The following is a 26,431-nucleotide window of genomic DNA, read 5'->3' on the forward strand; positions in this document are numbered from 1 at the left end:
AGCATGCCGGGCGCCGTCGGTGCCCGTGAGGCATGCCCGCTCCCTTACGCCGTCCCCTGGAGTCGCCATGCCCGGTTCCGTGCCCCCGCCGCCTCCCGCCGCGGTCGATGCCACCGCTCCGTCAGCCGTCGCCGAGTCGGGCCCGGCGCATCTGTTGCGGGTGACCCTTCTGATGGCGGGCAGCTGTCTGCCGATCCTGGGGGCGGTGCTGATCGCCCCGGTGCTGCCGAAGATGCAGGACCACTTCGCGTCGGTCCCGGGGGCCAAAGCGCTGGTGCCCCTCGCGCTGACCGTTCCGGCGCTGGCGCTGGCGCTGCTGGCCCCGTTCGCCGGTGTGATCGTGGACCGGGTGGGCCGCAAGCGCCTGCTGATCGTGGCCACTCTCCTGTACGCCGTGTTCGGCACGGCTCCGCTCTGGCTGGACTCGCTGGGCGGCATCATCGCCAGCCGCGCCCTGGTCGGAGTCGCCGAGGCCGCGATCATGACCTGCTGCACGACCCTGATCGGCGACTACTACAGCGGTCACCGGCGGGTGAAGTACCTCGCCCTGCAGACCATGTGCGCCTCCGCGTCGGCCACCGTCTTCTTCGTGCTCGGCGGCGCCGCCGGATCAGCGGGCTGGCGCGTGCCCTTCTGGGTCTACGCCGTGAGCCTGGTGCTCGCCCCGCTGATGGCAACCGCCCTGCCCAACCCGGCGGTCCGTGCGGACGGTGACGAGACTCCGGCCGAGACGGAGGCCCGCCGCTCGTTCCCCTGGCGGCAGTTGGGCGGCATCTGTGCCCTCACCTTCTTCGGGGCGATGGTCTTCTACACCGTCCCGGTAGAGATGTCGTACCTGCTCGACGACCTCGGGGTGGAGAACACCGGCGTGATCGGACTGGCCACCGCGATCGCCAGTGCCGCCACCGTGGGCGGAGCGGTCACCTTCGCCCGGCTCAAGCGTTCTCCCGACCCGATGCTGCCCGTCGTTCTCGCGGTCTGCGCGGTCGGCTTCGGCGTGATGTTCCTCGCGGGCAACGCCCCGCTGCTGGTCATCGGGGCGGTCGTCAACTGTGTGGGCACCGGCATGCTGCTGCCCGCCCTTCTCACCAGTGCCATGTCCCGCCTGGCGTTCGAGGACCGCGGCCGCGGCACGGGGTTGTGGATGGCGGCTTTCTTCGGCGGTGAGTTCGTCTGCCCGCTGGTGCTGCTCGCCGGGGAGTCTGCCGTCGGCACGCTCGCCGGTGCGGTGGGCGTGCTGGGGCTGGCCGCCGCCCTCGTCGCGGCGGGGCTGTGGGCGGCCCGCCGCCGGGTGGGCGCCGTCGATCCCCGGCCGTTGCCGGAGCAGTTGGCCTGACGGTGCGCAGGACGACCGCCGAGAGCGCGTCGATCACGGGCTGCCGCCGGGTCCGGTCAGAGCCGGCCCGGCGGCAGCCCCGCGCTCCGGTCGACGGGCACGGCCTTCCCCGGGCCCTTGCCATTGCCGTAGCCGTTGCCCGCCAGCGTCGCGCCCACCTCCGCGGCCTTCTGCCGCAGCCAGATGTGGCCCGCGTCCTGCGCGTGCACCGGGTGCCACCACATCGCCTCCCGCACCGGCACCGCCTCGAAGGGGCAGGGCAGGACACGCACCGCGGCGGATCGGACCGCCTTGCGCGCCAGGCGCTCCTGGATCATCGCGACCCGACGGGTGCCCTCGACCATGAGGGGCAGCAGCTGGAAGGTCTGCACGGACACCTCCACCTGGGGACTGATCCCTATCATGCTGAGCTGGCGGGCCGCCGGGGCGTCGTAAGGACGCTGGTAGACGGCCCAGGGCAGACGCCCCAGCTGGTCCAGGGTGAGTTCGTCACCGACCTCGGGGTGGTCGTCGGCGACCAGGCACAGCCAGCGGTCCTGGTGGAGGTCGACGGCGGGCAAGCCGTCGATGACGCCGTGCGGCATCAGCAGTCCGTCGACGGTGCTCAGCACCGTGGCGGTGTTCTCCACGACGGACGGTGCCGGGTGCTGGAAGGTGAGCCGGATGCCGGGCGCCTCCTCGTGCAGGGTGCGAGCGAGTGCGGCACCGAACACGGCCGCCCCGTAGTCGGAGGCGAGCAGGGTGAACTCGCGGCTCTCCGCGGCCGGGTCGAAGTCGGCCTGGCTGGCGAAGACCCGCTCCAGCAGGTCGCACGCGGTGGCGCTGCGCTCGCGCAAGGCGGCGCCGAGCGGGGTCAGCTCGTAGGCGTTGCCGGTGCGGGCGAGCAATTCGTCGTCGAAATGGCGGCGCAGCCGGGACAGCGCAGCGCTCATGGCGGGCTGGCTGAGGCCGATGCGCTCGCCGGCCCTGGTGACGTTGCGCTCCTCCAGCAGCGCGCGCAGGGCGAGGACCAGATTGAGGTCGAGTCGGGACAGGTTCACCGGGCAATCACCTAACAGCGAGAGTCATCCACGACATGGATATGGCGCATCCACAGGATTAATTTCCGTGATTGGTCGATCGGGGTCACAGTAGACCCCATCCCAGCAGGAGGAAATCTGATGGCAACGCTCGCGCAACCTGCCGGCCCGTTCGTGCTCGGCACGTTCGCACTTCCGGACGGAGAACCGTTCCCCGGTCTGCTGGCCAGGGGCCGGGTTCTCGACCTGACCACAGCCCTGACCTGGGCGCCGTCCAGCGTGCGTGCCGTGGTGGAGCGCTGGGAGGAGGCCCTGCCCGTGCTGCACGCCCTGGCGGACGAGCCGGCCCTGGACTGGCGACCGCTGGAGGGCCTGCGGGTGCACGCCCCGCTGGAGCCGCGCCAGATCTTCCAGTCCGGCGCGAACTACCGGCAGCACGTGATCGACCTGGAGGTCGCCCACCGCTCCCCCGACGACCCGCGCACGGTCGAGGAGGCGCGCGAGGAGATCGCCGCGGTCATGGACCGCCGGGCCGCCGAGGACCTGCCCTACGTGTTCATCGGTCTGCCGAGCGCGATCACCGGCCCGTACGACGATGTCGTCCTGCCCTCCTGGGCCGAACAGCCGGACTGGGAGCTGGAGTTGGCGGCCGTCATTGCCAAGCCTGCCTACCAGGTGACGGTCGAGGAGGCCCTGCAGTACGTCGCCGGGTACACGATCGCCAACGATCTCACCGACCGTGCCACCGTCTTCCGCCGGGACATGAAGGCCATCGGCACCGACTGGCTGCGCAGCAAGAACGCCCCCGGCTTCACCCCGCTGGGCCCGTGGCTCGTTCCGGCCGGGTCCATCGCCGACCCCGGTGACCTGCGGGTCACGCTCAGGCTGAACGGCGAGATCATGCAGGACGAGTCCACCAAGGACATGCTGTTCGGGGTCGCGCGCCTGGTGTCGTACATCTCCCGGACGGCCCAACTCCTGCCCGGTGACCTGGTGTTGACCGGCAGCCCGGCCGGAAACGGCATGCACTGGGGACGGTTGCTGCGCGACGGCGACGTGATGGAGGGGTCCATCACGGGTCTGGGTGCGCAGCGCACCCGATGCGTCGGGGAAGCCTCGTGAACCGCCACGACCCCGAGGGCGCGATCGCCGAGGCCGCCAAGGCGTACTCCAACTGGGGGCGCTGGGGCGAGGACGATGTGCTCGGCACGCTGAACTTCCTCGACGAGGCCAAGCGCCGCGAGGGCGCTGCGCTGGTGCGGCGGGGTGTGAGCTTCTCGCTCTCGCAGCGGTTCGACATGAATGGCCCGCAGAAGGGCTGGCGTCGGCGGACCAACCCCGTGCACACGATGCTCGACACCGGGACCGACGCGGCCCTGGGCAACCAGGGCTTCCCGCACGGCATCGGCGGCGCCGACGACGTGATCGCCATGCCGTTGCAGTGCTCCACCCAGTGGGACGGGCTCGGGCACATCTTCGACCACGGTTTCGCCTGGAACGGGCGGCGCGCCGACAAGGTCGTCACCTCCGACGGCGACCTCGTCACCGGCATCGAGCACATGGCCCCGTACGTCGCCGGGCGTGGGGTGCTCCTGGATGTGGGCCAAGTGGTTGGAGCCGACGGCGAGTTGGCGGACGGCTTCGCCGTCACCGCGGAGCACCTGACCGCGACCGCCGAGGCCCACGGGGTGAGCGTCGGCCGCGGCGACATCGTCCTCGTCCGCACCGGACATCTCGCCCGCGCCCGGCGGGACGGCTGGGGCGACTACGCGGGCGGGCCCGCGCCCGGCCTGTCGTTCACCACCGCCGGCTGGCTGCACGGCAGCGAGATCGCCGCTATCGCCACCGACACCTGGGGCTTCGAGGTACGGCCCAACGAGTTCGAGGACGCCTTCCAGCCGCTGCACCAGGTCGTCATCCCCAACATGGGCCTGCTCATAGGCGAGATGTGGGACCTCGACGCCCTCGCCGCGGACTGCGCGGACGACGGCGTGTACGAGTTCTGGCTCACCGCCGCGCCCCTGCCCATCACCGGAGCCGTCGGCTCCCCGGTCAACCCCATCGCCGTCAAATAGCCCGCACAGCTGCCGGATGCGCCCCTCCCCGGACAGCAGCGGCGCATCCGGCCCCCACCGCTCCACCCGCTCCGCACCCCCGTCCCCACCCCTGGTCCGCACTCGCAGCGGGCGAGCCGCAGCCCACGCCGCCCGAAGTCGCGCGGCCCAACCCCGGAGGTATCCCCGACATGGCTGACAGCCCCACCAGCCCCGCCCGTTCCATCCTGGTCATCGGCGGCGGCGCCGCAGGCAACGCCATCACCGTCCTGCTGCGCCGTGCCGGCATCGCCGTCGACCTGATCGAGGCCAGGCCCGACTGGAACGCCACCACCGGCTCCGGCATCACCCTCCAGGGCAACGCCCTGCGGGTCCTGCGCGAACTGGGCGTGTGGGAACAGGTGGAAGCCTCCGGATACGCCTTCGGCTCGCTGGGCGTGACCGCCCCCGACGGCTCCGTCCTGTTCGTCGCCGAGGACATCCAGACCGGCGGAAAGGACCTGCCCGCCACCATCGGCATGCAGCGCCCCCAACTGCAGCAGATCCTCATCGACGCGGTCCGCGCCTCCGGCGCCGACGTTCGCCTCGGCATCACCGCCGAAGCGCTGGAGCAGGACGCCGACGGTGTGTCGGTGCGCTTCAGCGACGGCAGCGAGGGCCGCTACGACCTGGTGATCGGCGCCGACGGACTCAACTCCGCCACCCGCGCCGCGATCGGCATCACGGACAAACCCGAGCCGACCGGCATGGCCATCTGGCGCATCGCCGCCCCGCGGCCCGAGAGCGTGACACGCACCGACCTCGCCTACGGCGGCCCCGCCTACATCGCCGGCTACTGCCCCACCAGCGAGAACACCATCTACGCGTACGTCGTCGAAGCGTGCCGCGACCGCACCTCCATCGACCCGGCCACCTACGCCGACGAGATGCGCCGCCTGGCGCAGAGCTACGGCGGGGTCTGGCCGGAGATCACCGAGCACATCACCGACCCGAAGAAGGTCAACTACACCTGGTTCGACCGCCTGCTGGTCGAGGACTCCTGGCACCGGGGCCGGGTCGTGCTGATCGGCGACGCCGCCCACTGCTGCCCGCCCACCTTGGCCCAGGGCGCGGCGATGTCACTGGAGGACGCCCTCGTCCTCGCCGAGCTGCTCACCAGCGGACGGGAGTGGGACGACGAGCTGCTCCAGGCCTACTACGACCGCCGCATTCCCCGGGTGCGCGCCGTCGTCGCGGGGTCCATGCAGATCGGCCAGTGGCAGCTGGACGGTGTGCGCGACGCCGACATGGCCGGGCTGGTCGGCCGCACCATGAACCTCCTCAAGGAGCGCCCGTGACCACCACCGCATCCCCGACCATCGACGTCCACGCCCACCTCCTGCTCCCGGAGGTCGAGGAGGCCGTCGCCGGTCATCCCGGTCTCGCCGAGGCCCGTGCCCTCGACGCGCGCCGCAACGGCCCGGCGGCCCTGGCAGTGAGCGGTCCGATGGTCGGCGCGCGCGTGCCGAAGCTGACGGACGCCGCGGTGCGCCTGGCGGCCATGGACGCGCAGGGCGTGGACATCCAGCTGGTCAGCCCCTCGCCGTCCCACTACCACTACTGGGCCGAGCCTCAACTGGCCGAGAAGGTCTGCCGGCTGGCCAACGAGGGCACCGCCGCACACTGCGCGAAGGCTCCCGACCGCCTGCACGGCCTGGGCCTGATCCCGCTCCAGCATCCCGACCTCGCGGTCGGCCTGCTCGACCACGCTCTGGACCAGGGGCTGAGGGGTGTGGAGATCTCCTCGCACGCGCCCGGCCGCGAACTGTCGGATCCCGCGTACGAACCCTTCTGGTCCCGTGCTGAGGAGACGGGCTCCCTCCTCTTCCTGCACCCGTTCGGCTGCACCCTCGACGGGCGCCTGGACCAGTGGTATCTGTCCAACACCGTCGGCCAGCCCACCGAGAACGCGGTCGCCCTCTCCCACCTGATCTTCTCCGGCGTCCTGGACCGTCATCCGAGCCTGAAGCTGGTCGCGGCGCACGGCGGCGGCTACCTGCCCACCCACATCGGCCGCTCCGACCACGCCTGGCGGGCCCGTCCCGACGCCCGGGGCTGTGTGCGGGAACCGAGCAGCTATCTGAAGCAGCTGTACTTCGACTCCCTCGTCCACGACCCTCAGGTGCTGCGGGAGCTGCTGCGAGCGGTCGGCCGGGAACGGGTCCTGCTCGGCTCCGACTTCCCCTTCGACATGGGCACCGACGACCCGCTCGGCGCGCTGCGCGCCGCGGACCTGCCCGACACCGACTTCCACTCCGTCCGCGGCGGAAACGCCGCCGCTCTGCTCAACCTCGTCTGAGGAGGACCCCATGAGTAACCGCCTGCTCACCCACCTCCGACACGTCGACCTCGCCGTGCCGGACTACGACAAGCAACTCGACTTCTACGCCGGCGTCTGGGGCCTGACCAAGGTCGCCGAGGACTCCGGCATCTCCTTCCTTGCCGCCGAGGGCTCCCCCGAGCAGTACGTCGTACGGCTGCGCAAGGCCGACGAGAAGCGCCTCGACCTCGTCTCCTACGGCGCCGCGAGCCCGGCCGACGTGGACACGCTCGCCGAGCAACTCCTCGCCGGGGGTGTTGAGCTGGTCACCCAGCCGGGCAAGGTGGAAACACCCGGCGGCGGTTACGGCTTCCGCTTCTTCGACGTCGACGGCCGCACCATCGAGGTCTCCGCCGACGTCGAGGTGCGGCAGCACCGCAAGATCGAGGAGAAGGAGTCGATCCCGGTCAAGCTGTCGCACGTCGTCCTCAACTCGCCGGATCTGGACAGGACCAGGGCGTGGTACGAGGAGCACCTCGGCTTCCGGCTGTCCGACACGCTCGGCCATCCGCGCATCGGCGACGTCATGCACTTCATGCGGATCAGCAACCAGCACCACTCCATGGCCATCGCCAAGGGCCCGCACACCTCCCTGCACCACATCTCCTTCGAGATGCGCGGGATCGACGAGTACATGCGCGGCTCCGGCCGTGTCATCCGCTCCGGCGCCCGCAAGATCTGGGGTCCGGGCCGGCACATGGCGGGCGACAACACCTTCACCTACTTCCTCGACCCGCACGGCAACACCGTCGAGTACACGACGGAGTTGGAGCTGCTGGACGAGGACACCTGGCACCCGCACGTCTACGACTTCTCCAAGCCCGAGGTCACCGACCAGTGGGGCACGGCCAACCCGATGAACGAACTGGTCACCAAGGAGTCGTTCAACGACGTCGACCGCGGCGTCTTCGTCGCCCCGCCGGTCTGATCGGCGAAGCCCTGAGTCCCCGGGGGCGCGGTGACCCTGTCACTGCCCTGACTCCCCTGCCGCGCCCCCGGCCTTCGTGCCCACCCCTCACGCCGACAGCCGACAGGAAACCGCCATGCGTTTCGCCACGTACGAGTACCGCAACCGACGCCAGGTGGCCGTCGTCGAAGAGGACGGTACGCTCTACCCCCTTCCCGGCGTCAGCTCGCTGACCGGCCTGCTCGCCGAGGGCGGAGGTCTGCCCGAACTGCTCGACGCGGGCTCCGCGATGCTCGACGTGCCGGCCGGCCCCCACGTCTCCGATGTACGACTGCTGGCGCCGCTCCAGCCGCCCACCGTGCGGGACTTCGTCACCTTCGAGGAACACGTCGAGGGCGTACGGCGGTCCGTGGACGGGGCTGCCGGGGTACCGGAGCGGTGGTACGCGGCCCCGACGTTCTACTTCGGCAACCCCTACGCGATGTACGGGCCGCACGACGACATCCCCATGCCGCCGGGGTCGAGCGTGTTCGACTTCGAGCTGGAGGTCGCCGCCGTGATCGGAAAGGAGGGCCGCGACCTCACCCCCGAGCAGGCCCGCGACCACATCGTCGGTTACACCGTCTTCAACGACTGGTCGGCCCGGGACCTGCAGTCCGCCGAGATGAAGGTCGGCCTCGGCCCCTGCAAGGGCAAGGACACCGCCACCACGCTGGGTCCGTACCTGGTCACCGCCGACGAGCTGGGGAAGTACCGCGACGCGGACGGCTTCCTGCGTCTGGCGCTCACTGCCGAGATCAACGGCGAGGTCGTGGGCAAGGATCTGCTGTCCAACATGAGCTGGACCTTCGAGGAGATGGTCGCCTACGCCTCACGCGGCACCGTTGTCCGCCCCGGCGACGTCCTCGGTTCCGGGACCTGCGGAAACGGCGGCTGCCTGGCCGAGCTGTGGGGTGTACGGGGTGAGCAGTCCCCGCCTCCCCTGAAGCCCGGCGACACGGTCACCCTCACCGTCGAGGGCATCGGCTCCGTCTCCAACACCGTGGTGGCCGGCCCGGACCCCATGACCGTTCCCGTCGCCCGACGCCGCACGAGGGAGCGGCCGTGACCGATCTCCATCCCTGGGGGCACCTCCCGGCCGAAGGCTGGGGGAGGCTCCTCGGCAGGGTCGTCGTGGTCACGGGCGCGGCCGGTGGCCAGGGCGCCGCGGAGGCCGAGGCGCTGACCCGCGAGGGCGCCCGGGTGATCGCCACCGACGTCACGGAGTCACCCGGCTGCCGCCGTCTCGACGTCACGAGCGAGAAGGACTGGGCGGAACTCGCCGCCGACCTGCGTGAGGCGTATGGGCAGGTGCACGGCCTGGTCAACAACGCGGGCGTCACCTGGCGGGCCCGGATCGACGACGTACGCCCCGAGGACATGGCCCGGGTCCACGCGGTCAACGTCACCGGCCCGCTGCTGGGCATCCAGCACCTGGCCCCGCTGATGCCACCCGGCTCCTCGATCGTGAACGTCGGCTCGTCCGCCGCGCTCACCGGCCACTACCCGGTCGCCTACACGGCCAGCAAGTGGGCGCTGCGCGGTCTGTCGCGGACCGCCGCCATGGAGCTGGGACCCCGCGGCATCCGCCTGAACACGATCCATCCCGGCTTCATCGAGACGCACATGACCGCCTCCGCGGCGCCCGCGTTCCGCGAGGCGAACATCCGGGAGACGCCACTCGGCCGCACCGGCACGGTCGAGGAGGTCGCCCCGCTCGTGGTCTTCCTCCTGTCCGACGAGTCGTCCTTCATCACCGGCGCCGAGATCCCGGTCGACGGCGGCCTTACGGCGCACGGCGGCGTCAAGTCGATCTCCGACGCCCTTCACCAGTAGCAGCAGAAAGGCCCTCCCACCCATGGACAAGGTCCGCGCGAGCGCGGCCGAGGCGGTCGCCGACATCCCCGACGGCGCGTCACTGGCCGTCGGCGGCTTCGGACTCAGCGGTGTACCCGAGGCCGCGATCCGGGCCCTGCACGAGCAGGGCGCGACCGGCCTCGAAGTCGTGTCGAACAACTGCGGCGTCGACGGGCGCGGGCTGGGCGTGCTGCTGGCCGCCGGACGCATCGCCCGGGTGACCGGGTCCTACGTCGGTGAGAACAAGGAGTTCGCCCGCCAGTACCTGTCCGGCGAGCTGGAGGTGGAGCTGGTGCCGCAGGGCACCCTCGCCGAACGGCTGCGCGCGGGCGGCGCGGGCATCCCCGCCTTCTACACCCCGGCGGGCGTGGGAACGCAGGTGGCGCGGGGCGGTCTGCCCTGGCGGTACGCCCCCGACGGCTCGGTCGCCGTCGCCTCCCCTCCCAAGGAGACCCGCGACTTCCACGGCCGCCCGCACGTCCTGGAGCACGGCATCACCACCGACTTCGCCCTCGTACGGGCCTGGCGCGGCGACCGCCACGGCAACCTGGTCTTCCGCCGCGCCGCCGCCAACTTCAACCCCCTCGCCGCGATGGCCGGGCGGACCACCGTCGCCGAGGTCGAAGAGCTGGTCGAGCCCGGTGAGTTGAGCCCCGACGAGGTCCACCTGCCGGGCGTCTTCGTCCAGCGGATCGTGGCCCTCGCTCCTGAACAGGCGGCCGACAAGCAGATCGAGAAGAGGACGGTACGACCCTGATGGCCTGGACCCGCGACCAGATGGCCGCCCGCGCAGCCGCCGAACTCACCGACGGCTCCTACATCAACCTCGGCATCGGTCTGCCCACCCTCATCCCCGGCCACCTTCCCCCCGACATCCACGTGGTCCTGCACTCCGAGAACGGCATCCTGGGCACCGGCCCCTACCCGACCGAGGATGAGGTCGACCCGGACCTGATCAACGCCGGCAAAGAGACCGTCACCGTCCTGCCCGGGGCCTCCTTCTTCGACTCGGCGCTCTCCTTCGGCATGATCCGGGGCGGCCACATCGACACCGCCGTCCTCGGCGCCATGCAGGTCTCCGCCACCGGCGACCTGGCCAACTGGATGATCCCCGGCAAGATGGTCAAGGGCATGGGCGGCGCCATGGACCTCGTCCAGGGCGCCCGCCGCGTCATCGTCCTGATGGAACACACCGCCAAGGACGGCACCCCCAAGATCGTCGAGGAGTGCACCCTGCCGCTGACCGGCGAGCGGTGCGTCCACCGGATCATCACCGACCTCGGCGTCCTCGACGTCACACCGGCCGGCCTCGCGCTCGTCGAGACCGCACCCGGGGTCACCGCCGAGGACATCGCTGCCCGCACCGAAGCACCTCTGATCCGGAAGCCATGAACCATGGACACGTCGGGCGGGCAGGGACCACGGTCCCTGCCCGCCCGACGTTCTGCGTCCTGTTCTCACCGTCCAGACAGCAGCGGCGACCCACGTCAGCGCACGAACGGAGACGGATGGGGTTGACCGATGAGTTGCGGCGTGAGGAGTGCGCCGGCGCGGTCGGCGAGGACGGCCATCTCGTAGCCGACGAGACCGATGTCGCAGCCCTCCCCGGCGAGGACGCCGAGGCAGGAGCCGTCTCGCATGTGGTTGACCATCATGAACCCGTCGAGCATTTCGATCATGACGAGCTTCATCCCGCGGAATCCGTAGGTGTCGGCGGCGTTCTGGGTGAGGGACACGATGCCGGACACCAGGGCGGACAGATGGTCGGCGAGATCGCGGCTGAGGCCGTCGGAGGCCGCGATGAGGAGGCCGTCGGAGGAGACGGCGACCGCGTGGGTGACGCCGTCAGCGGTGCGGGCGAAGTCGGAGATGAGCCAGGCCAAGTTCTGGTGCGCGGAGGTCACGGGCTGTTCCTATCTGGCTTCGGCGCGCGCGACGCCCGCCCGGAAGCCGTTGAGCATGGAGGAGACGTGCGTCCGCCGGTCCGGCGGCGGGGCCTCGTCGGGGGCGAGGATCCGGGCGGGGAGGGTGACGAGAGCGGACACGCCCCCGCCGGGGGTGTCGGAGAGCAGGACCTCGACGCCGAGGCGGCGGGTGAGGCGGCCAACGACGTAATGGCCGAGGTAGCGGGTGGGAGCGACGAGGAAGGCTTCCTCCCCGGAGATGCGGGCGTTGGCGCGGGCCAGGCCCTCGGGGGACATGCCCACGCCGTGGTCGACGACGGCGATGCAGTAGTCGTCGCCGTCCCCCCATCCGTGGACGTCCACGGGCTGATCGGGCGGGGAGAAGGAGAGGGCGTTCTCGACGAGCTCGGCTAGCAGGTGAGACAGCTCGGCCACGGCGCGGCCGCTGATCCGCCGGGGCTCGATCTCGGCCAGGGCGACCCGTCGGTACTGCTCGACCTCGCCCATGGCGGACTGCACGAGTTCGAGGCTGCCGGCGGTCACGCTGCTGATCTGGGGGCTGCGTTCGTCGACGAGGACGAGCAGGCTCTCGGCGTTGCGGCGCATACGGGTCGCGAGGTGGTCGAGTTCGAAGAGCTCGGCCAGCGCCTCGGGGTCGAGCTCCTGCTGTTCGAGGGCGGTGATGAGGGCCAGTTGACGGCGCACGAGCCCCTGGCTGCGGCGGCCGAGGCTGGCCAGTGACTCGGCGGTGTTGCGGCGCAGCACGGCCTGCTCGGCGGCCAGGCCGACGGCGGTGCGTTCGACGTTGTGCAGGGCGGCGACGACACGGGAGATTTCCTGTGCGCTGCTGGGCGGCCGTCCGCCGCCTTCGGCCGGGACGAGTTCGCCGGCCTGGATACGGGCCACGGTCTCGGGAAGGCGGCGCTGGGCGACGTCGTCGGCCTCGCGGGCGAGGGCGTCGAGGGGGCGGGTGATGGAGCGGCCGGCGAGGACAGCGGCCGTGACGAGGGCGGCGATCACCAGCAGGCCAAGGGCGAGGTAGCCGGTCAGGGCGGCAGCGGCATCGGCACTGAGGGCCTTGGCGCGGGCCCGCGCGTCGGCGTCGACCCTGCGCTGCGCGTCGTACACGGTGCGGTCGGCGCGAATCATGTTGCTTGTGAACCCCGTGGCGTCGGCGTCGATCTTCGACCCGTCGGCGGCCTTGAGGGCCGCGTTCTCGATGACGTCGAGGGCTGGCCTTGAGGCCAGAGGTCGAGCCTCCGGATCAGGTGGAGACCCGTATACCGCCTCCGTGGACGCAACCTGCGGGTGATCAAGCAGCCTCGACCTGATCGTGATCGGCCAGGGGGAGGGCCTGCTCGGCCCAGATCGTCTTGCCCCGTCCGGCGTAACGGGTGCCCCAACGGCGAGTGAGCTGGGCAATGAGGAAGAGACCCCGGCCGCCCTCGTCGGTCTCGTACGCATGGCGCAGATGCGGGGCGGTGCTACTGCCGTCGGTGACCTCGCAGATGAGGGTGAGGTCGCGGATAAGGCGGAGATGGATGGGGCCGCTGGCGTAGCGGATGGCGTTGGTGACCAGCTCGCTGACGATCAGTTCGGTGGTGGGCTCCAACTCTTCCAGGCTCCAGTTGGCGAGTTGCCGACGGGCCAGCGTGCGGGCGGTGGTGACGACCGCCGGGTCGTTCGGCAGGGTCCAGGCCGCCACCTGGCCCTCCCTGAGGCCTTTGGTGCGTGCCAGCAACAACGTGATGCTGTCCTCCCCGCTGTCCTGGTGTGCGCGGACCACGGCGTCACAGGTGTCTTCCATGGGCCGGTGGGGGCTGGCCAGGATCTGCCGCAGACCGGCCGGCACCGTTTGCGGGTCCCCGCCTTGGACGAGGCTGCTGGTGGACAGGACGATAGCGCTTCCCACCGGTAGTTCCACTTCGACGGTCTCGTAGGGCGGACGACCGCGGCCCAGCGGTGGGCCGAACGGGACGTCGGGCAATTCCACCGCGCCTTCGGGCTTGATGATCACAGGTGCCAACTCGCCGGCCCGGGCGAAGGTGCACCGTCGGGAGATGGGGTCGTAGACCGCGTACACACAGCTGACCCCTGCCAGAGGCGTCCCTGCCGAGGTGTCGTCGGGAGGTTGGGCATCGGCCTGGCCGGTCACCAGGTCGTTCAGCTGGGTGAGCAATTCCTCGGGGGCCAGGTCCTGCGCGGCCAGGGCGTTGATGGCGCTGCGCAGCCGACCCATGTCCGCCGCTGCCTGCATGCTCTGCCCGGCCAGGTGCCCCACCACGAGAGCCACCCGCGTGCCGGAGAGCGGGATGACATCGAACCAGTCCCCGACGTTTCGGGAGAGCTCGTGGCGCCAGGCCACCTCCACCGCGTTCTGGGCCGGGAGGCGCTGCGGAAGCAGGCTGCGCTGCAGGATGAGCGCCGCGCTGTGCTCGCGCGCGTACTGCCGCGCATTGTCGATGCACACGGCCGCCCGGGCGGCGAGTTCGGTGGCGAGGGCGAGATCGTCCTCCTCGAACGGATCGGTGGTCCTCGTCCGGTAGAAGCTGGCCAGGCCGAGCATCACACCGCGGGCGGTGAGTGGTACGACCATCATGGAGTGCGTGCCGGCCCTGCGCACGATGTCGGCTCGGTGGGGCTCAAGGGTGGACCACTCGCGGTCGGCCTTCAGGTCACGCAACAGGCGGGGCTGCAGGTCTGTCAGGCACGCGGTGAAGAACGACGGGTGGGTCGGGACCAGCTCGTCCGGAGCGTACGCCGGCTGAACGTCCAGCCCTTGGGCAACGTGGAAAGCGGCGCGCCGCACGAGCGCCTCGGCGCTCACCGGCCCGGGCGGGGACGCCTCACCGTGAAACACTTCGTCCAGGACGTCCACCGCGACGACGTCGGCAAGGGCCGGCACCGAGACCACGGCCAGCTCCTCGGCCGTCGTCATCACGTCCAGCGTCGTACCGATCCGGGTGCCCGCCTCCACCAGCAGGGCCAGGCGCGCTTGTGCCCGGTGCCGCTCAGACGCGTCCTGCGAAGTGACGCACACCCCGAGAACGCTTCCGTTCTCATCCTTCAGTGGCAGGAGCGTCACCGAGTACGTGTGATCGTGATCGGGGTCGGACGGGGGGCGGCCCGTGTGTTCGAAGTCGATCACCGGCTCACCGGTCTCCAGCACCGATCGGAGCACTTGCTCCGCAGCGTCATCTATCACGCCCGGAGCCACCTCACGAGCGAGGCGCCCGATGGCCTCCTCACCCACCACTCCCCGTGGTCCCGGCCCGGCGAGGTTCATGCGGACGACCCGTAGCTCGGGGTCGAGGACCTGCACTCCCAGTGGGGATTCGGTCAGCAGCGCCCTCAGCAGTGCCGTATCGAGCACCTGCTCATCGGTGCCGTCTGCGGCTTTCAGGACCACTGCCCAGCGCACGGTGCCGTCCTGCACGAGGAGGCGCACCTGTGCGCGGACATCGAGGAGGTGCCCGTCCCGATGCCGGGCGGCCAACCGTTCACCAGGGCTCGGCGTCTCCTCCGTGAGGCCTGCGGAGGCCGACCGCTCCCCGGCAAACAGCAGTGCCGTCACAGGGCGGCCCAGGGCCTCGTCCGCCGGATAGCCGAGCAGATCCTGGGCCTGCGCACTCCACTCGGCGACGGCACCCTGCTCGTCCAGCACAACCCGGGCACCACGTGCCGCGGACCGCCCGCGGGGCTCAGAGGTGCCCGGTCGCGCGTTCATGGTCGACTCCTCCAGGGCGCTTCCCCTCGCCGTCCTCGGCGGCGAGGTCGACAAGGCCATTTCACCGCAGACGGCGATCGGGCGCCGCTCAGGACAGCCGATCATGCCCAGTGCCGGCACGGCGTATCCAGCCCGTTCCAGGTCGCCCAGACTGGTGACCATGGTGGCCGGGTCGATGAAGACCGCGACGCCGGCTGGACAGACGCAGTCTGCCCGGACCGCAGGAACCACTTCGTTCACCAGTGACGTGCCATGGCGATGCTGCGGGCTGTTCAGCCGATGACGTCCCGGCCGAAGATCTGGCGGGCTATGACCCACTTCTGGATTTCGTTGGTCCCTTCGTAGATCTCACCAATCTTGCTGTCCCGGTAGATCGCCTCAACGGGTCCGAGTCGACCGTCAGCGCCGCGCTCGCGGGCGAAGCCGAGACCGCCGAATGCTTGGACGGCGTCGCGCGCCATGTCGACCGACAATCGCGTGGCGTAGTGCTTGGCCATGGCGACCTCCGGATCCGGAGAAGGATTGCCAGCGTCCAGGCGTAGTGCGGCCTTGGTGTAGAGCGAACGGGCGTTCTCGATCTCGGTGGCGCGGTCGGCGAGCAGGAACTGCCAGTGCTGGTTGGAGGCGACCGGTCGGCCGAAGGTGTGCCGCGTCGAGAGGTGGGCCACCGTGTGGTCGAAGGCGGCCTGGGCCATGCCGACACCAGCGGCTGCGATGGCGATCCTGCCGTACGTCAGTGTGGTCAGCGCGTGCCGCAGGCCCTTTCCTTCAACACCGCCGAGCAGTGCGTCGTCGGAGAGCTCGACGTTGTTGAAGTGCATGTCGGCGGTGACCTGGCCGCGGTTGCCCATCTTGCGGTCGGGCACGCCGACCTCGACGCCGGGCAGATCCGTGTCGACGATGAACATGCTCAGCCGCTCGCCAGTGCGGGCCAGAACCAGGACGAACCCGGCGACCGGAGCGTTGGAGATCCAGCACTTGTGGCCGTTGAGGACCCACCCCGACTCTGAGCGCGTCGCCACGGTCTGCGCGGCCTGCGGAGACAGGTCGCTGGAGGCATCCGGCTCGGTGGTGGCGAACGCGCCGACCAGCGATCCGTCGACCACCTTGGGAAGCCAGCGCTTGCGCTGCGCGTCGGTGCCCTGGTTGAGCGAGTTGCCCGCCAGGACGCCCTGCACGTCGAAGACGGCCGCGATGCTGCTGGAGTAGTAGGCCAGCTCCTCCATGGCAACCGCCGCAGCGGTCGCCGGGTGAGCCAGTCCGTGGCCGCCGACATCGGCGGGCAGCGGAATACCGAGGACGCCTGCTGCGGCGAGCGCGTCGAACACATGCCGCGGGAAGCCGTCCGTACGCTCATCCCCGTCGGCGATGGCTGCAGCGTGCGGGGCGACGTGCTTCTCAGCGAACGCGCGCACCGCCGCGCGCACGTCCTCGGTCTCTTGGGGGGCGAGGAGTTCGTGGTAGAGGCGATCCGCCTGGCGGCGCGGAGCAGAAGTCATCTGTGGAACCAATCATTCGTAGTACGTATTACCGTGCGGCAACGGGTCGCTGTGCACTCCGCCGTCGACCACACCGTCGTGGCGTTAGCGGGTTCAGCACAGCCGCGTGCCCTGATCGGCTCTCCCTGTCATCCGTAGACCACGTCGCGCGGAGGCTTGCCGTCCAGATACGCCGTGGTGTTCTCCATCGCGGCTGTGACGATCCGGGGCACCGTGTCGCGGGTGGCGCCCGCGATGTGCGGGGTGAGCACCACGTTGGGCGCGCGCAGCAGCCGAAGCTCCGGTCCCGGGGGCTCGGGGTCGAAGACGTCGAGGCCGGCTCCCGCGATCCGACCGGCCTCCAGCGCGTCCGCGAGGGCCTCCTGGTCGACGAGGGCGCCCCGGGCCGTGTTGATCAGAAATGCGGTGGGCTTCAGCAGCGACAGCCGGTCGGCGTCCAGCAGTTGCCGGGTCTCCTCGGTGAGCGGGACGTGCAGCGACACCACGTCCGAGCGCTGCAGCAGTTCCTCGAGTGGCACCCGGCGCGCGCCGTACCGCTCGGCTGCCTCGGCGTGCTCGCTGCGCGCCGTATACAGCACCGTCATGTCGAACGCGGCTGCCAGGCGGGCCGCCTCCTGGGCGACCACCCCGAAGCCGACCAGGCCGAGAGTCTTGCCCGCGAGTCCGGTCAGCGACGGCCGCAGGCGGTCCATGGCCCAGTCGCCGACAGCGAGCGCGGTATGAGCCGGGACGAGCTGCTTGGCGAGCGCGAGCAGGAGCGCGAAGGTGTGCTCGGCGACCTCCCGGTGTTCGGCGCCGGTGGAGCCGATGTTGCACACCGTCACCCCGCGGGCGCGTGCGGTGTCCAGGTCCACGTAGTCGAAGCCGTGGCTGGAGCACTGGACGAACTCCAGGCGCGGCGCGGCCTGGATGTCCGCCCCGGTGACCGGTGCAAGGGCGGTGACCAGGACCCGGGCGCGGGACAGCGCCTCCGGATCCTCGCCGGTGGCCTCCACCACCGTTACATCGGCCCGGTCGGCGAAGGCGGCGGCGAAGACGGCGCCGACCTTGCGTCCGCCGACGTGCGACGGTACGACGACGAGGACGGTCTTGCGGTCGGTCATGGCTGGCTCCTGCGATGGTTGGGTGGGCTTGGTTCGGTATCGGACTTGGCGGGCCGTCACCAGGGGCTCTCCCCGGCGCGGACCAGGACGCCAGGGGTGCGCTCGGCGAGCCGGGTCCAGCCGGACAGGGCCGGGTTGAGGCCGAACTCGGCGAGCAGGCGGCGCAGTACGTGACTGACGCCGGCCACGCCGTCGAGGCCGTGCCTCTAGGCGTACGGGTGGCCGCAGCACGCCGCGGGCGCCGCTGTGTCGCGTGCGGGGGCAGCCCGCAAGCTCATTCGAACAGGTCCGGATCGGTCCGCGAGATCTGCTCGAAAAGGGGTTGGAACTGGAACCAGCCGACAAACTCGCTGCCGACCTGGGAGTGGGTCAGCTTGGCGTTCTCATCCGTGATGCTGACGGTCGGGCCGGCTGCCTTGGCTGCCAGTTGCGCCTGAGCGGATCGCTCCATCGTGATGAACCACCACGCGGCGGAATCGACGGAGGTTCCGACGGTGAGCAGGCCGTGGTTTCGCAGGATCGCCGCCTTGTGGGAGCCGAGAGCGTCGGCGATGCGCCTGCCTTCGGTGGGGTCGTTCACCACGCCGGTGTAGTCGTCGAACAGACCGTGGTCCTGGTGGAAGGCGCAGGCGTCCTGGGTGAGCGGCTCCAAATGCTGGCCTGTGGCCGACAGGGCCTTGCCGTACACCGAGTGGCTGTGTGCCGCGCCTATGACGTCGGGGCGGGCCTGGTGGACCGCGGAGTGGATCGCGAACGCCGCCCGGTTGACCCTGTGCCGCCCCTGGACGACCTCGCCGTCACCGTTGACCAGCAGGAGGTCGCTGACCCTGATGTGCTTGAAGGAGACACCGAGCGGGTTGACCCAGAAGTAGTCGGGGTACCCGGGGTCGCGTGCGGTGATGTGGCCGGCGACGCCTTCCTCGAAGCCGAAGCGGCCGAACAGGCGCAGGGCTGCGGCCAGCCGCTCCTTGCGGTGGCGCCGCTCGGTGGCCGCATCGTCGAAGACCGGCGGTCGGGGGAAGATCAGGTCCGCTTCGGGGATGGGGGTCAGCCCGGTGGCCGGGAGCGGCTCGGCGGTGGGGCGACTGGTGGGAGTGGCTGCGGCCGACATGGCGATTCTCCTTGGGGCAGGGGGAGGAGGCTCTGGACCACACGCTCGCCATCGCGGTGCAAGGCGTCGATGGTCCACGTGCGCACGCGCCCGGCGGTTCACGCAGCCGGGCGGACGATGCAGCGGAAGCCCAGGTGGCAGGTCGAGGTGTCGATCGGCTGGGGCAGCCGTGCGGCGGGACGGTAGCGGCGGCAGTAGTTCGGCGCGCACAGGTGCGATCCGCCCTTCATCACCTTGCGGAGGATGCGCTGGTGTTGACCGGGTTCGGCGCTGTCCGCCTCCTCGCCGCCATCCGGGTTGACACGCGGCCGTGGTGCGCCGCAGCAGGTCGGGGTGTTGGTCGCGAGGCGCCGGTGCTCGGCGTACCACTCCGGCGTCCACTCCCACACGTTGCCGATCATGTCGTACAGGCCATAGTCGTTGGCGGAAACATCGACACGACCAACTGCCGGGAGAGATAGTCGGACATCACGAGTGTGAACGCCATCGCGAACACGCCCCAGGCGTATCTGCGGGTCCCGCCCGGTTCGCCGGCTGCCCCGGCGGTCGGTTGCCCCGCGGGCGGCGGCATGGCTACGGTGGATGCTTCATTCATTCGATGTCGCCTCCTTCTCTCGTTGTCGGGACGCTGGCTGCCGACGCAGGGGCCGGTACGGGGGCTGCGGGGGATACAGGAAGACCCGGGGCTGCCTTCTGCCGTTGCTGCCGATGGCAGAAGGCAGCCTCCAGGGGTGGGGTCAGCCCGCGGTGTGGGCGGCGGTCACGCTCGCCGGCACCTCGACGCTGCGCCTGAGGATCTTGCCGGTGGACGTCTTCGGCAGCTCCTCGACGATCCACACGTGCCGCGGGTATTTGTACGCCGCTGCCTGGGCCTTGACGTGCTCGCGCAGTTCCTCGGGGGTGGTCGTGACGCCGTCCTTGAGCGCGACGGCGGCACAGACCTCCTCGCCGAGCGCGGGGTGGGGGATGCCGACGACGGCTGCCTCGCGCACTGCAGGGTGGGTGTACAGCAGCTCCTCGATCTCGCGCGGGTAGACGTTGTAGCCGCCGCGGATGATCAGGTCCTTCTTGCGGTCGACGATGAAGTAGTAGCCGTCCTCGTCAACCTGGGCCAGGTCACCGGAGCGGAACCAGCCGTCGGTGTCGATCGCCGCGGCGGTGGCCTCCGGGCGCCCCCAGTAGCCCTTCATGACGTTGTGGCCGCGGATGGCGATCTCGCCGACGCCGTCCGAAACGTCCAGCAGCCTCATCTCCACCCCGTCGACCGGCTGGCCGATCGACCCCGGCTTGCGCACCCGGTCGGGGTGGGTGAACGAGGCCACCGGCGAGGTCTCGGACAGCCCGTAGCCCTCCACGATGATGCAGCTGAACTCGGCCTCGAAGGCGTGCAGCACCTCCACGGGCAGCGCCGAGCCGCCCGAGACGCACAGCCGCAGGCTGTCCACGTCGAACGTCGCCCGCTCCGGGTGGCTCAGCAGCGCGACGTACATCGTGGGCACGCCCTGGAAGATGCTGACCCGCTGGCGCTGGATCGTCTCCAGCACCGCGTGCGCGTCGAAGCGCGGCACCAGTGCCAGGCAGGCGCCGGCGGCGATCGAGGCGTTGAGACCGCAGGTCTGGCCGAAGACGTGGAACAGCGGCAGCGCGCCGAGCACCACGTCACCGGCTGTGAGCGAGAACAGGTCGATCGAGGCCTGGGTGTTGCTGGTCAGGTTGGCATGAGTCAGCTCGGCGCCCTTGGGCGTGCCGGTGGTGCCCGAGGTGTAGAGGATGACGGCGGTGTCCGACGCCTCGCACTCCGTGATCCCGGCCTGGGGGGTGGTGGCGGCGAGCAGGGTCTCGAACTCTCCCGGCGTCACCAGCAGGCACTCGGTGCCCGCGGTGGCCGCGCCGGCCACGGCATCCTCGGCGAAACCGTGCCAGGCCAGGACCAGAGTGGCCTGCGAGTCACCCAGGTAGAAGGCCACCTCACGCGACTTGAGCAGCACATTCATCGGCACCACGACGGCGCCGGCGCGCAGGATGCCGTAGTACACCGCGGCGAACTGCGGCACGTTGGGCAGCATGCAGCCGATCCGGTCACCGGGCCGCACGCCACGGTCGCGCAGCAGCCCCGCCACGCGGGCACTGGCTTCGTCGAGCTCCCCATAGGTCAGCAGCGTGTCGCCGAGGAGGATCGCGGGGGCGTCGTCGTCGCGTGTCACCGAGGCTGTCAGGTTGTGCGCGAGGTTGGTCATGGCCAGGTCTCTCTGTCGTGATGTGGTGGAAGAGCGTGGGGGCTCAGTTCGCGGTGGGTGCGACGGCGGCGGTGGTGCGCAGCTCGTAGGGGGCGGGATCGAAGCGGCGGGTCGCGCGGCGGTACTTCCAGGTCGCGTCAGGCCAGTTGAGCGAGGCCACGCCGTCGGCGCCCTGGTAGAAGCTGTTGCAGCCGCCGACCGACCAGACCGTGCCGGCCAGCCGCGCCGTGTGCTGCTCGACGTAGGCGCGCTGCTCCTCGGCGCGGACCTCAACACTGGTGATGCCGCGGGCGCGCATCAGATGCAGGGCGTCCATCGCGTACGCCACCTGGCACTCCTCCTGGAACACATGGGAGTTGTGGCCGGTCGCGCTGCCCGCGCCGCCGAGGCGGAACAGGTTGGGGAAGTTGGTCACGGTGACGCCGAGGTAGGTGTGCGGGCTGCCGTTCCAGCACTCGGCCAGGGTCCGCCCGTCGCGTCCGCGCAAGTGGTCCGCGAGTGGCGGGTCGGCGACATGGAACCCGGTGCCGAAGATGATCACATCGGCGGGGTGCTCGCGGCCATCGGTGGTGACCACCGAGTGCGCCCGCACCTCGCGGACGCCGGCGCTGACCACCTCGACATTGGGCGCCGACAGGGCCGGATACCAGTCATTGGAGATCAGGATGCGCTTGCAGCCCAGCTCCCAGTTCGGGGTCAGCCGCTCGCGCAGCGCGGGGTCGGCCACCTGCCGTCGCATGTGCCACAGCGCGGCCTTGGTCGCGATCCGCCGAACGCGCGGCGACACCATGACCTTCCACGTCACCAGCTCACGCATCCAGTACTGCCGCCCGCGTATCAGCCGCTGCAGCCACGGCGCGGCTGCGTACAGCCGCCGCTCGAGGCGGGTCGTCGCACGGTCCATCCGCGGGGTGACCCACGGCGCCGTCCGCTGCACCACGGTCATTCGCCCGACGATCGGCTGGATCGCGGGCACGAACTGGATCGCCGAGGCACCGGTACCGATGACTACCACCTTGCGGCCGGTCAGATTGAGGTCGTGGTTCCAGCGGGCCGAGTGGAACACCTCGCCGGCGAAACCGTCCAGACCAGGCAGGTCCGGGAGCGACGGCTCGGCGATGGGGCCGCTGCCGTCGATGAGCACATCAGCGGTGAGCGGTCCGGCGCTGGTCTCGATCCGCCAGCGTTGGGCGGTGTCGTCCCAGGCGGCCCCGAGCAGGCTGCAGCCGAAGCGGATGTGGGGGAGCAGCCCGTGCTCGCAGGCGACTTGGCGCAGGTAGTCGCGTATCTCGGACTGCTGGGAGAAGGCGTGGGTCCAGTGCGGGTTGGGCGCGAAGGATAGCGAGTACAGGTGCGACGGGATGTCGCAGGCGCAGCCGGGGTAGCTGTTGTCCCGCCAGACGCCGCCCACCTCCTGCTCGCGCTCCAGCACGGCGAAGTCCTCACCGTCGCCCTTGAGCGAGTGGGCCGCGGCCAGCCCACCGAACCCGGCTCCAATAACGACGACGCCGAGATGCTGCGGCTCGGATTCAGCTGCCATGTGGCCACCCCTCTAGAAAGCTAACGCGAGTCGCGTTACGCTCCCACCCATGTCAGCAGTCGTCAAGAGTCCAGAACCCGAGGAATCGACCAGTGCCGGGCGGGACCAGGACCAGCCCGTTCGTAGCCGCCGTCGACAGCCGGTCCAGGCCCGCAGCCGCGAGACCGTCGAACGGATCCTCGACGCCGCAGCCCTCCTCCTCGAGGAGGACGGCGTCGAGGCCGTCACCACCCGTGCCATCGCCAAGCGCGCCGGCATCACCGCGCCGTCGCTCTACCGCTTCTTCGTCGACCGTGAGCAGATCCTCGACGCGCTGATGGAACAGCACCTTGAGCGGCTCGGCGCCTTCCTCGCCGCGGATGAGGCAGGCTGGACGCCCTCGTCACTGACGGAGCTCGTCGAGCGCAAGCTCGACTCGTTCGCCGCCTACTTCCAGGCCAACCACAACGCCGCCCGGCTGTGGCTGGACGGGCGGGTCTCGCCGACGGTGCGGGCCGAGGTGCTGCGCTACCACCGGCGCATCGCCGAGCACCTGCACGACCTTGCCGTCGCGGACGGCCTGGCCGACCCGCAGACCGATCTGCTGGTCTTCGTGATGGCGGTCGAGCTCGGCGACCGGATCCTGGACCTGGCCTTCCGGGAGCGCCGCGATCCCGACCCCGACGTGATCCGCCACGGCCGGATCGCCCTCACCGCCTACCTGGAGGCCGCGCTGCGGCTGTAGCGCACCGAACGTCATGGTGATCCTGCTCGACGACGTGGGCTTCGGTGCCCAGGCACTCTTCCCGGGCATGGGCCACCTCTGGGCTCCGCGGGCGGCGCTGTGTTCGTCGCCGCCTCCCGCTCGACGGTGACCACGGCGCCCCCCGCTGCGGCAGCCGCAGCGGGTCGGCGCACTCCCACAGGTGTATGCCCTCGTCCGGCCTGCCGTCGAGAGTGCGGCCAGCAGCAGGCTTCTGACCTGCCGGTCCCGACGGGCTCGTTCCGACATCGCCTCGCGGTATGCCCCCGCCACGGCTTCGGTGAAGGGCGGCACCGTCACGCTCTACCTGGACGGTGCCGAGGTGGGCCGCGGGCAGCTGCCGGTGACCCAGGCCATCGTGTTCTCCGGCGACGAGACAGCCGACGTGGGCTGCGAGTCGGGCTCGCCCGTCACGCCGGATTACCCGGCGCGCGGCAACGACTTCACCGGCGAGATCCGGTGGGTGCAGATCGACGTGGCCGCTACCGCGGCCAACCAGGAGCACTTGATCCCGATCGAGGAGCGCTGGCGGATCGCCATGACCCGGCAGTGACGGGACGGCAGTGACGGGATGGCGGGCTGCCCGTCCACGAGCAGCCCGCCATCCCGGGGCCGGACGCATTTGCCGCGCCATGATGCGCTGTTGTCCGGCCTGCGACCTCCCGGTGTGCCACAGCACACCTCGGAAGCCAAAGTATGTGCGTACGGCTATTCCTCTCGGCGCACCACCGCCCTACGTTGGTCGCCCAACGCCACGACGCAGCGCCGGACAGAGCGCGCGCTCGGGCCGGCGGCCCCCGATCGGCCGCACCCCCACTCCAGACCGACCAGGGACGGAACCATGCACGAGATCACCTTCCCCAGTGGCAAAGACCAGTGCTCCGCCTGGCATCTCCCGGCGACCAGTGACGCGTTCGACGGCGCAGGAGGACGGCCGTGCGTCGTCATGGCGCCCAGCTTCGGGGGCACCCGCGACGGCGGTCTCCTGAGATACGCCGAGGGCCTCGCGGCTGCAGGCCTTGACGTCCTGCTCTTCGACTACCGCGGGTTCGGCGGTTCGACCGGAACCCCACGACAGGACGTTTCCTACCTGCGCCAGCGGCAGGACTATCACGCAGCCATCGCCGAGGCTCGTCGGCTGCCGGGAATCGACCCAGCCCGGATCGTGCTCTGGGGCAATTCCTACGCGGGCGGCCACGTCGTCGTGGTCGCTGCCCGGGACCAGCGCGTGGCGGCGGTCATCTCGATGACGCCGGCGATGGACGGCGTCGGTGTCATTCTGCAACTGGCGCGCAACGGCGGCCCGTTCCACCTGGTCAGGGCAACCATCAACGGTCTTCGTGATGCGCTGAGGGCAGTCACCGGCCGCACCCCTCACCTCGTTCCGGTCGGCGGAGAGCTCGGCTCGAACGCGATCATGGTCAAGCACGGGGTCCTGCAGGCCTACCTCGCCGTCGCCGGCCCGGGCTGGCGCAACGAGGTGTGCGCACGCACAGCGCTCCAAGTGGCGTTCAACCGACCGATCAGATTCATTTCACGGGTGACCTGCCCGCTGCTCATCCAGGCCGGGACTCACGACCAACTCGTGCCACCAGCGCCCGCGCGCCGGGCCGCCGCGAAGGCGGGCAGCCGGGCCCAGCTGGTGGAGTACCCCATCGACCATCTGGACGTCTACACGGGATCGGCGCAGGCGCACGCGCTGGCCGATCAGCTCGAATTCCTGCGCCGCACCCTCGCACCGAGCCCCACTCGCCACGAGACGTCTGCCCCCCGTCACGAGGAAGCCTGATCCCGGACTCCTTGCCCGCGTGCCCTCGAGGAAGTCGGGCGCGCCTGCCCCGCCGCATCAACCATCGCCTTCGACCGGAGTCACCCATGAAGCTCAAGAACCTCAACGGCAAGGTCGTCCTCATCACCGGCGCCGGCAGCGGCATCGGCCGCGCCACCGCCCTGCTCAGTGCCCGGCGCGGCGCCAAGCTCGTCCTCTGCGACCGCGACGAAGCCGGCCTCAACGAGACCGCGGCAGCTGCCCGCGCCCTCGGTAGCGAGGTGTTCGCGCAGACGGTCGATGTCGCCGACCCTGCGGCAATGGATGTCTTCGCCGACGCCGTGCACGCCCGGTTCGACGCGGTCGACGTGCTCATAAACAACGCCGGCGTCGGCGTCTGGTGCGGTCTCCTTGACACCCTGCCCGAGGACTGGGACCGGCAGCTGGCGATCAACGTCAAGGGCGTCGTGCACGGCTGCGAACGCTTCCTCCCCCGGATGATCGAGCGCGGTCGCGGCGGCCACGTCGTCAACGTCTCCTCGGCGGCCGGCTATATGCCCAGCCCCGCCATGTCCTCCTACTCCGTCACCAAGTTCGCGGTCTTCGGGCTCTCCCAGGCCCTGCGCATGGAGATGCGCCCCCACAAGATCGGCGTCACCGCCTCCTGCCCGGGGCCGACCAACACGCCGATCATCCGCACGGGCCCGGTCCGCGGGGTAAACACCGAGGAACGGGCAGACAATGTCCTCAGCTTCTTCCAGAGGACCGGCGCCCGACCCGAGAAGGTCGCCAAGACCATGCTGCGCGCCGTCGCTCGCAACCGTGCCGTCGCCCCCGCTGGCCTCGAGGCCCACGCCCTGTACTACGCGAGCCGCATCTCCCCGCCCGTCGGACGTTGGATCGCCGTACGCTGGGCCGTCATGGCCAACAAGGGATGAACGCTTCGGCGAGAGCGTGTGTCCCACCGTCCGCGTGCACGATCAGGAACCCGAGCCAGCCATGAAAGTCAGAAACCTGAACAGCCGTGTCGTCCTCGTCACCGGCACCGACCCCTACGGGCGGTCCGGCCGGGCTCAGAAAATGTACGAGCGTCGCGGCTACCCGCCCGAGCGTGTCGCGGTGAACATCCTGCGTGCGGTGGGGGGCAACCACGCCGTCGCGCCCGAGGCCCACCTCATGTACGGGCTCACCTGCATCTCCTCGCCCGCCGCCCGCCGGTCCGACTGATC

26 protein-coding genes are annotated in these 26,431 nt (G+C 70.5%); 15 read left to right on the forward strand and 11 right to left on the reverse strand.

Features of this window, described 5'->3' with window-relative positions; genetic code table 11:
* Positions 1 to 67: 67 nt before the first annotated feature.
* A complete protein-coding gene (locus tag SMIR_RS36340) occupies positions 68 to 1,336 on the forward strand; it encodes an MFS transporter (protein ID WP_212727935.1) in 1,269 nt (422 codons plus the stop codon).
* Between the two features lie 56 nt (positions 1,337 to 1,392).
* Here SMIR_RS36340 and SMIR_RS36345 read toward each other — a convergent pair whose 3' ends face one another.
* Positions 1,393 to 2,376 (reverse strand): LysR family transcriptional regulator, encoded by a 984-nt coding sequence (locus tag SMIR_RS36345; RefSeq protein ID WP_212727936.1) that lies wholly within the window; start codon positions 2,374 to 2,376, stop codon positions 1,393 to 1,395.
* Positions 2,377 to 2,496: 120 nt separating this feature from the next.
* On the opposite strand from SMIR_RS36345, the gene SMIR_RS36350 reads away from it, so the two are divergent.
* From SMIR_RS36350 to SMIR_RS36390, 9 genes are all read left to right on the forward strand, one after another.
* Positions 2,497 to 3,477 (forward strand): fumarylacetoacetate hydrolase family protein, encoded by a 981-nt coding sequence (locus tag SMIR_RS36350; protein WP_212727937.1) that lies wholly within the window; start codon positions 2,497 to 2,499, stop codon positions 3,475 to 3,477.
* Complete coding sequence (locus tag SMIR_RS36355; protein WP_212727938.1) at positions 3,456 to 4,430, forward strand: cyclase family protein; 975 nt, start codon at positions 3,456 to 3,458, stop codon at positions 4,428 to 4,430. Before SMIR_RS36350 ends, SMIR_RS36355 begins: the two co-directional genes overlap by 22 nt.
* 170 nt (positions 4,431 to 4,600) lie before the next feature.
* Entirely contained in the window at positions 4,601 to 5,746 is a 1,146-nt protein-coding gene (locus SMIR_RS36360) for an FAD-dependent oxidoreductase (protein ID WP_212727939.1), read from the forward strand.
* A complete protein-coding gene (locus tag SMIR_RS36365; protein WP_212727940.1) occupies positions 5,743 to 6,747 on the forward strand; it encodes an amidohydrolase family protein in 1,005 nt (334 codons plus the stop codon). The genes SMIR_RS36360 and SMIR_RS36365 overlap by 4 nt, the downstream gene beginning before the upstream one ends.
* A 10-nt stretch (positions 6,748 to 6,757) precedes the next feature.
* Positions 6,758 to 7,696, forward strand: a complete 939-nt coding sequence (locus tag SMIR_RS36370) for a VOC family protein (protein ID WP_212727941.1) — start codon at positions 6,758 to 6,760, stop codon at positions 7,694 to 7,696.
* A gap of 115 nt (positions 7,697 to 7,811) precedes the next feature.
* Positions 7,812 to 8,783, forward strand: a complete 972-nt coding sequence (locus tag SMIR_RS36375) for a fumarylacetoacetate hydrolase family protein (protein WP_212727942.1) — start codon at positions 7,812 to 7,814, stop codon at positions 8,781 to 8,783.
* Positions 8,780 to 9,550, forward strand: coding sequence for an SDR family oxidoreductase (locus SMIR_RS36380; RefSeq protein WP_212727943.1), 771 nt, complete (start codon positions 8,780 to 8,782; stop codon positions 9,548 to 9,550). Before SMIR_RS36375 ends, SMIR_RS36380 begins: the two co-directional genes overlap by 4 nt.
* 22 nt (positions 9,551 to 9,572) lie before the next feature.
* On the forward strand, positions 9,573 to 10,328 hold the full coding sequence (locus tag SMIR_RS36385) for a CoA transferase subunit A (RefSeq protein WP_212727944.1): 756 nt from the start codon (positions 9,573 to 9,575) through the stop codon (positions 10,326 to 10,328).
* Positions 10,328 to 10,963, forward strand: coding sequence for a CoA transferase subunit B (locus SMIR_RS36390; RefSeq protein WP_212727945.1), 636 nt, complete (start codon positions 10,328 to 10,330; stop codon positions 10,961 to 10,963). Before SMIR_RS36385 ends, SMIR_RS36390 begins: the two co-directional genes overlap by 1 nt.
* A 95-nt stretch (positions 10,964 to 11,058) precedes the next feature.
* Here SMIR_RS36390 and SMIR_RS36395 read toward each other — a convergent pair whose 3' ends face one another.
* The 10 genes from SMIR_RS36395 to SMIR_RS36440 form a co-directional block, all read right to left on the reverse strand.
* Positions 11,059 to 11,475, reverse strand: coding sequence for a roadblock/LC7 domain-containing protein (locus SMIR_RS36395; protein WP_212727946.1), 417 nt, complete (start codon positions 11,473 to 11,475; stop codon positions 11,059 to 11,061).
* Positions 11,476 to 11,484: 9 nt separating this feature from the next.
* Entirely contained in the window at positions 11,485 to 12,624 is a 1,140-nt protein-coding gene (locus tag SMIR_RS36400; protein ID WP_212728517.1) for a sensor histidine kinase, read from the reverse strand.
* Positions 12,625 to 12,787: 163 nt separating this feature from the next.
* On the reverse strand, positions 12,788 to 15,202 hold the full coding sequence (locus SMIR_RS36405; RefSeq protein WP_212727947.1) for a SpoIIE family protein phosphatase: 2,415 nt from the start codon (positions 15,200 to 15,202) through the stop codon (positions 12,788 to 12,790).
* A 272-nt stretch (positions 15,203 to 15,474) separates the two neighbouring features.
* Entirely contained in the window at positions 15,475 to 16,701 is a 1,227-nt protein-coding gene (locus SMIR_RS36410) for an acyl-CoA dehydrogenase family protein (RefSeq protein ID WP_212727948.1), read from the reverse strand.
* Positions 16,702 to 16,829: 128 nt separating this feature from the next.
* Positions 16,830 to 17,804 (reverse strand): 2-hydroxyacid dehydrogenase, encoded by a 975-nt coding sequence (locus SMIR_RS36415; protein WP_212727949.1) that lies wholly within the window; start codon positions 17,802 to 17,804, stop codon positions 16,830 to 16,832.
* 56 nt (positions 17,805 to 17,860) lie between these two features.
* Positions 17,861 to 17,992, reverse strand: coding sequence for a hypothetical protein (locus SMIR_RS44425; protein WP_283959592.1), 132 nt, complete (start codon positions 17,990 to 17,992; stop codon positions 17,861 to 17,863).
* Between the two features lie 86 nt (positions 17,993 to 18,078).
* Positions 18,079 to 18,915, reverse strand: a complete 837-nt coding sequence (locus SMIR_RS36425) for a class II aldolase/adducin family protein (RefSeq protein WP_212727950.1) — start codon at positions 18,913 to 18,915, stop codon at positions 18,079 to 18,081.
* A 98-nt stretch (positions 18,916 to 19,013) separates the two neighbouring features.
* On the reverse strand, positions 19,014 to 19,499 hold the full coding sequence (locus tag SMIR_RS36430; RefSeq protein ID WP_212728469.1) for a formylglycine-generating enzyme family protein: 486 nt from the start codon (positions 19,497 to 19,499) through the stop codon (positions 19,014 to 19,016).
* 153 nt (positions 19,500 to 19,652) lie between these two features.
* Entirely contained in the window at positions 19,653 to 21,152 is a 1,500-nt protein-coding gene (locus SMIR_RS36435) for a long-chain-fatty-acid--CoA ligase (RefSeq protein WP_212727951.1), read from the reverse strand.
* A 43-nt stretch (positions 21,153 to 21,195) separates the two neighbouring features.
* Entirely contained in the window at positions 21,196 to 22,692 is a 1,497-nt protein-coding gene (locus SMIR_RS36440) for a flavin-containing monooxygenase (RefSeq protein WP_212727952.1), read from the reverse strand.
* Positions 22,693 to 22,741: 49 nt separating this feature from the next.
* On the opposite strand from SMIR_RS36440, the gene SMIR_RS36445 reads away from it, so the two are divergent.
* The 5 genes from SMIR_RS36445 to SMIR_RS36465 all read left to right on the forward strand — a co-directional run bounded on the left by SMIR_RS36445 (position 22,742) and on the right by SMIR_RS36465 (position 26,429).
* Positions 22,742 to 23,416, forward strand: a complete 675-nt coding sequence (locus SMIR_RS36445; protein WP_212727953.1) for a TetR/AcrR family transcriptional regulator — start codon at positions 22,742 to 22,744, stop codon at positions 23,414 to 23,416.
* Between the two features lie 181 nt (positions 23,417 to 23,597).
* Positions 23,598 to 23,987 carry a hypothetical protein gene (locus SMIR_RS36450; RefSeq protein WP_212727954.1) on the forward strand — a complete coding sequence of 130 codons (390 nt, stop codon included), beginning with the start codon at positions 23,598 to 23,600 and terminating at the stop codon, positions 23,985 to 23,987.
* A 288-nt stretch (positions 23,988 to 24,275) separates the two neighbouring features.
* Positions 24,276 to 25,223 (forward strand): alpha/beta hydrolase, encoded by a 948-nt coding sequence (locus SMIR_RS36455; protein WP_212727955.1) that lies wholly within the window; start codon positions 24,276 to 24,278, stop codon positions 25,221 to 25,223.
* Positions 25,224 to 25,309: 86 nt separating this feature from the next.
* On the forward strand, positions 25,310 to 26,140 hold the full coding sequence (locus SMIR_RS36460) for an SDR family NAD(P)-dependent oxidoreductase (RefSeq protein ID WP_212727956.1): 831 nt from the start codon (positions 25,310 to 25,312) through the stop codon (positions 26,138 to 26,140).
* A gap of 61 nt (positions 26,141 to 26,201) precedes the next feature.
* Complete coding sequence (locus SMIR_RS36465; protein ID WP_212727957.1) at positions 26,202 to 26,429, forward strand: hypothetical protein; 228 nt, start codon at positions 26,202 to 26,204, stop codon at positions 26,427 to 26,429.
* Positions 26,430 to 26,431 lie beyond the last annotated feature (2 nt).

Origin of the sequence: Streptomyces mirabilis, assembly GCF_018310535.1 — a bacterium.
Classification (GTDB): Bacteria; Actinomycetota; Actinomycetes; order Streptomycetales; family Streptomycetaceae; genus Streptomyces.

Bases quoted from the DNA above. Each gene is read 5' to 3' on its own strand.
- SMIR_RS36350 (WP_212727937.1), top strand. From the start codon at position 2,497: ATGGCAACGCTCGCGCAACCTGCCGGCCCGTTCGTGCTCGGCACGTTC.
- SMIR_RS36360 (WP_212727939.1), top strand. From the start codon at position 4,601: ATGGCTGACAGCCCCACCAGCCCCGCCCGTTCCATCCTGGTCATCGGC.
- SMIR_RS36340 (WP_212727935.1), top strand. From the start codon at position 68: ATGCCCGGTTCCGTGCCCCCGCCGCCTCCCGCCGCGGTCGATGCCACC.
- SMIR_RS36405 (WP_212727947.1), bottom strand. From the start codon at position 15,202: ATGAACGCGCGACCGGGCACCTCTGAGCCCCGCGGGCGGTCCGCGGCA.
- SMIR_RS36390 (WP_212727945.1), top strand. From the start codon at position 10,328: ATGGCCTGGACCCGCGACCAGATGGCCGCCCGCGCAGCCGCCGAACTC.
- SMIR_RS36355 (WP_212727938.1), top strand. From the start codon at position 3,456: ATGCGTCGGGGAAGCCTCGTGAACCGCCACGACCCCGAGGGCGCGATC.
- SMIR_RS36460 (WP_212727956.1), top strand. From the start codon at position 25,310: ATGAAGCTCAAGAACCTCAACGGCAAGGTCGTCCTCATCACCGGCGCC.
- SMIR_RS36370 (WP_212727941.1), top strand. From the start codon at position 6,758: ATGAGTAACCGCCTGCTCACCCACCTCCGACACGTCGACCTCGCCGTG.
- SMIR_RS36445 (WP_212727953.1), top strand. From the start codon at position 22,742: ATGTCAGCAGTCGTCAAGAGTCCAGAACCCGAGGAATCGACCAGTGCC.
- SMIR_RS36410 (WP_212727948.1), bottom strand. From the start codon at position 16,701: ATGACTTCTGCTCCGCGCCGCCAGGCGGATCGCCTCTACCACGAACTC.
- SMIR_RS36375 (WP_212727942.1), top strand. From the start codon at position 7,812: ATGCGTTTCGCCACGTACGAGTACCGCAACCGACGCCAGGTGGCCGTC.
- SMIR_RS36455 (WP_212727955.1), top strand. From the start codon at position 24,276: ATGCACGAGATCACCTTCCCCAGTGGCAAAGACCAGTGCTCCGCCTGG.
- SMIR_RS36400 (WP_212728517.1), bottom strand. From the start codon at position 12,624: ATGATTCGCGCCGACCGCACCGTGTACGACGCGCAGCGCAGGGTCGAC.
- SMIR_RS36440 (WP_212727952.1), bottom strand. From the start codon at position 22,692: ATGGCAGCTGAATCCGAGCCGCAGCATCTCGGCGTCGTCGTTATTGGA.
- SMIR_RS36435 (WP_212727951.1), bottom strand. From the start codon at position 21,152: ATGACCAACCTCGCGCACAACCTGACAGCCTCGGTGACACGCGACGAC.
- SMIR_RS36425 (WP_212727950.1), bottom strand. From the start codon at position 18,915: ATGTCGGCCGCAGCCACTCCCACCAGTCGCCCCACCGCCGAGCCGCTC.
- SMIR_RS36385 (WP_212727944.1), top strand. From the start codon at position 9,573: ATGGACAAGGTCCGCGCGAGCGCGGCCGAGGCGGTCGCCGACATCCCC.
- SMIR_RS36415 (WP_212727949.1), bottom strand. From the start codon at position 17,804: ATGACCGACCGCAAGACCGTCCTCGTCGTCGTACCGTCGCACGTCGGC.
- SMIR_RS36465 (WP_212727957.1), top strand. From the start codon at position 26,202: ATGAAAGTCAGAAACCTGAACAGCCGTGTCGTCCTCGTCACCGGCACC.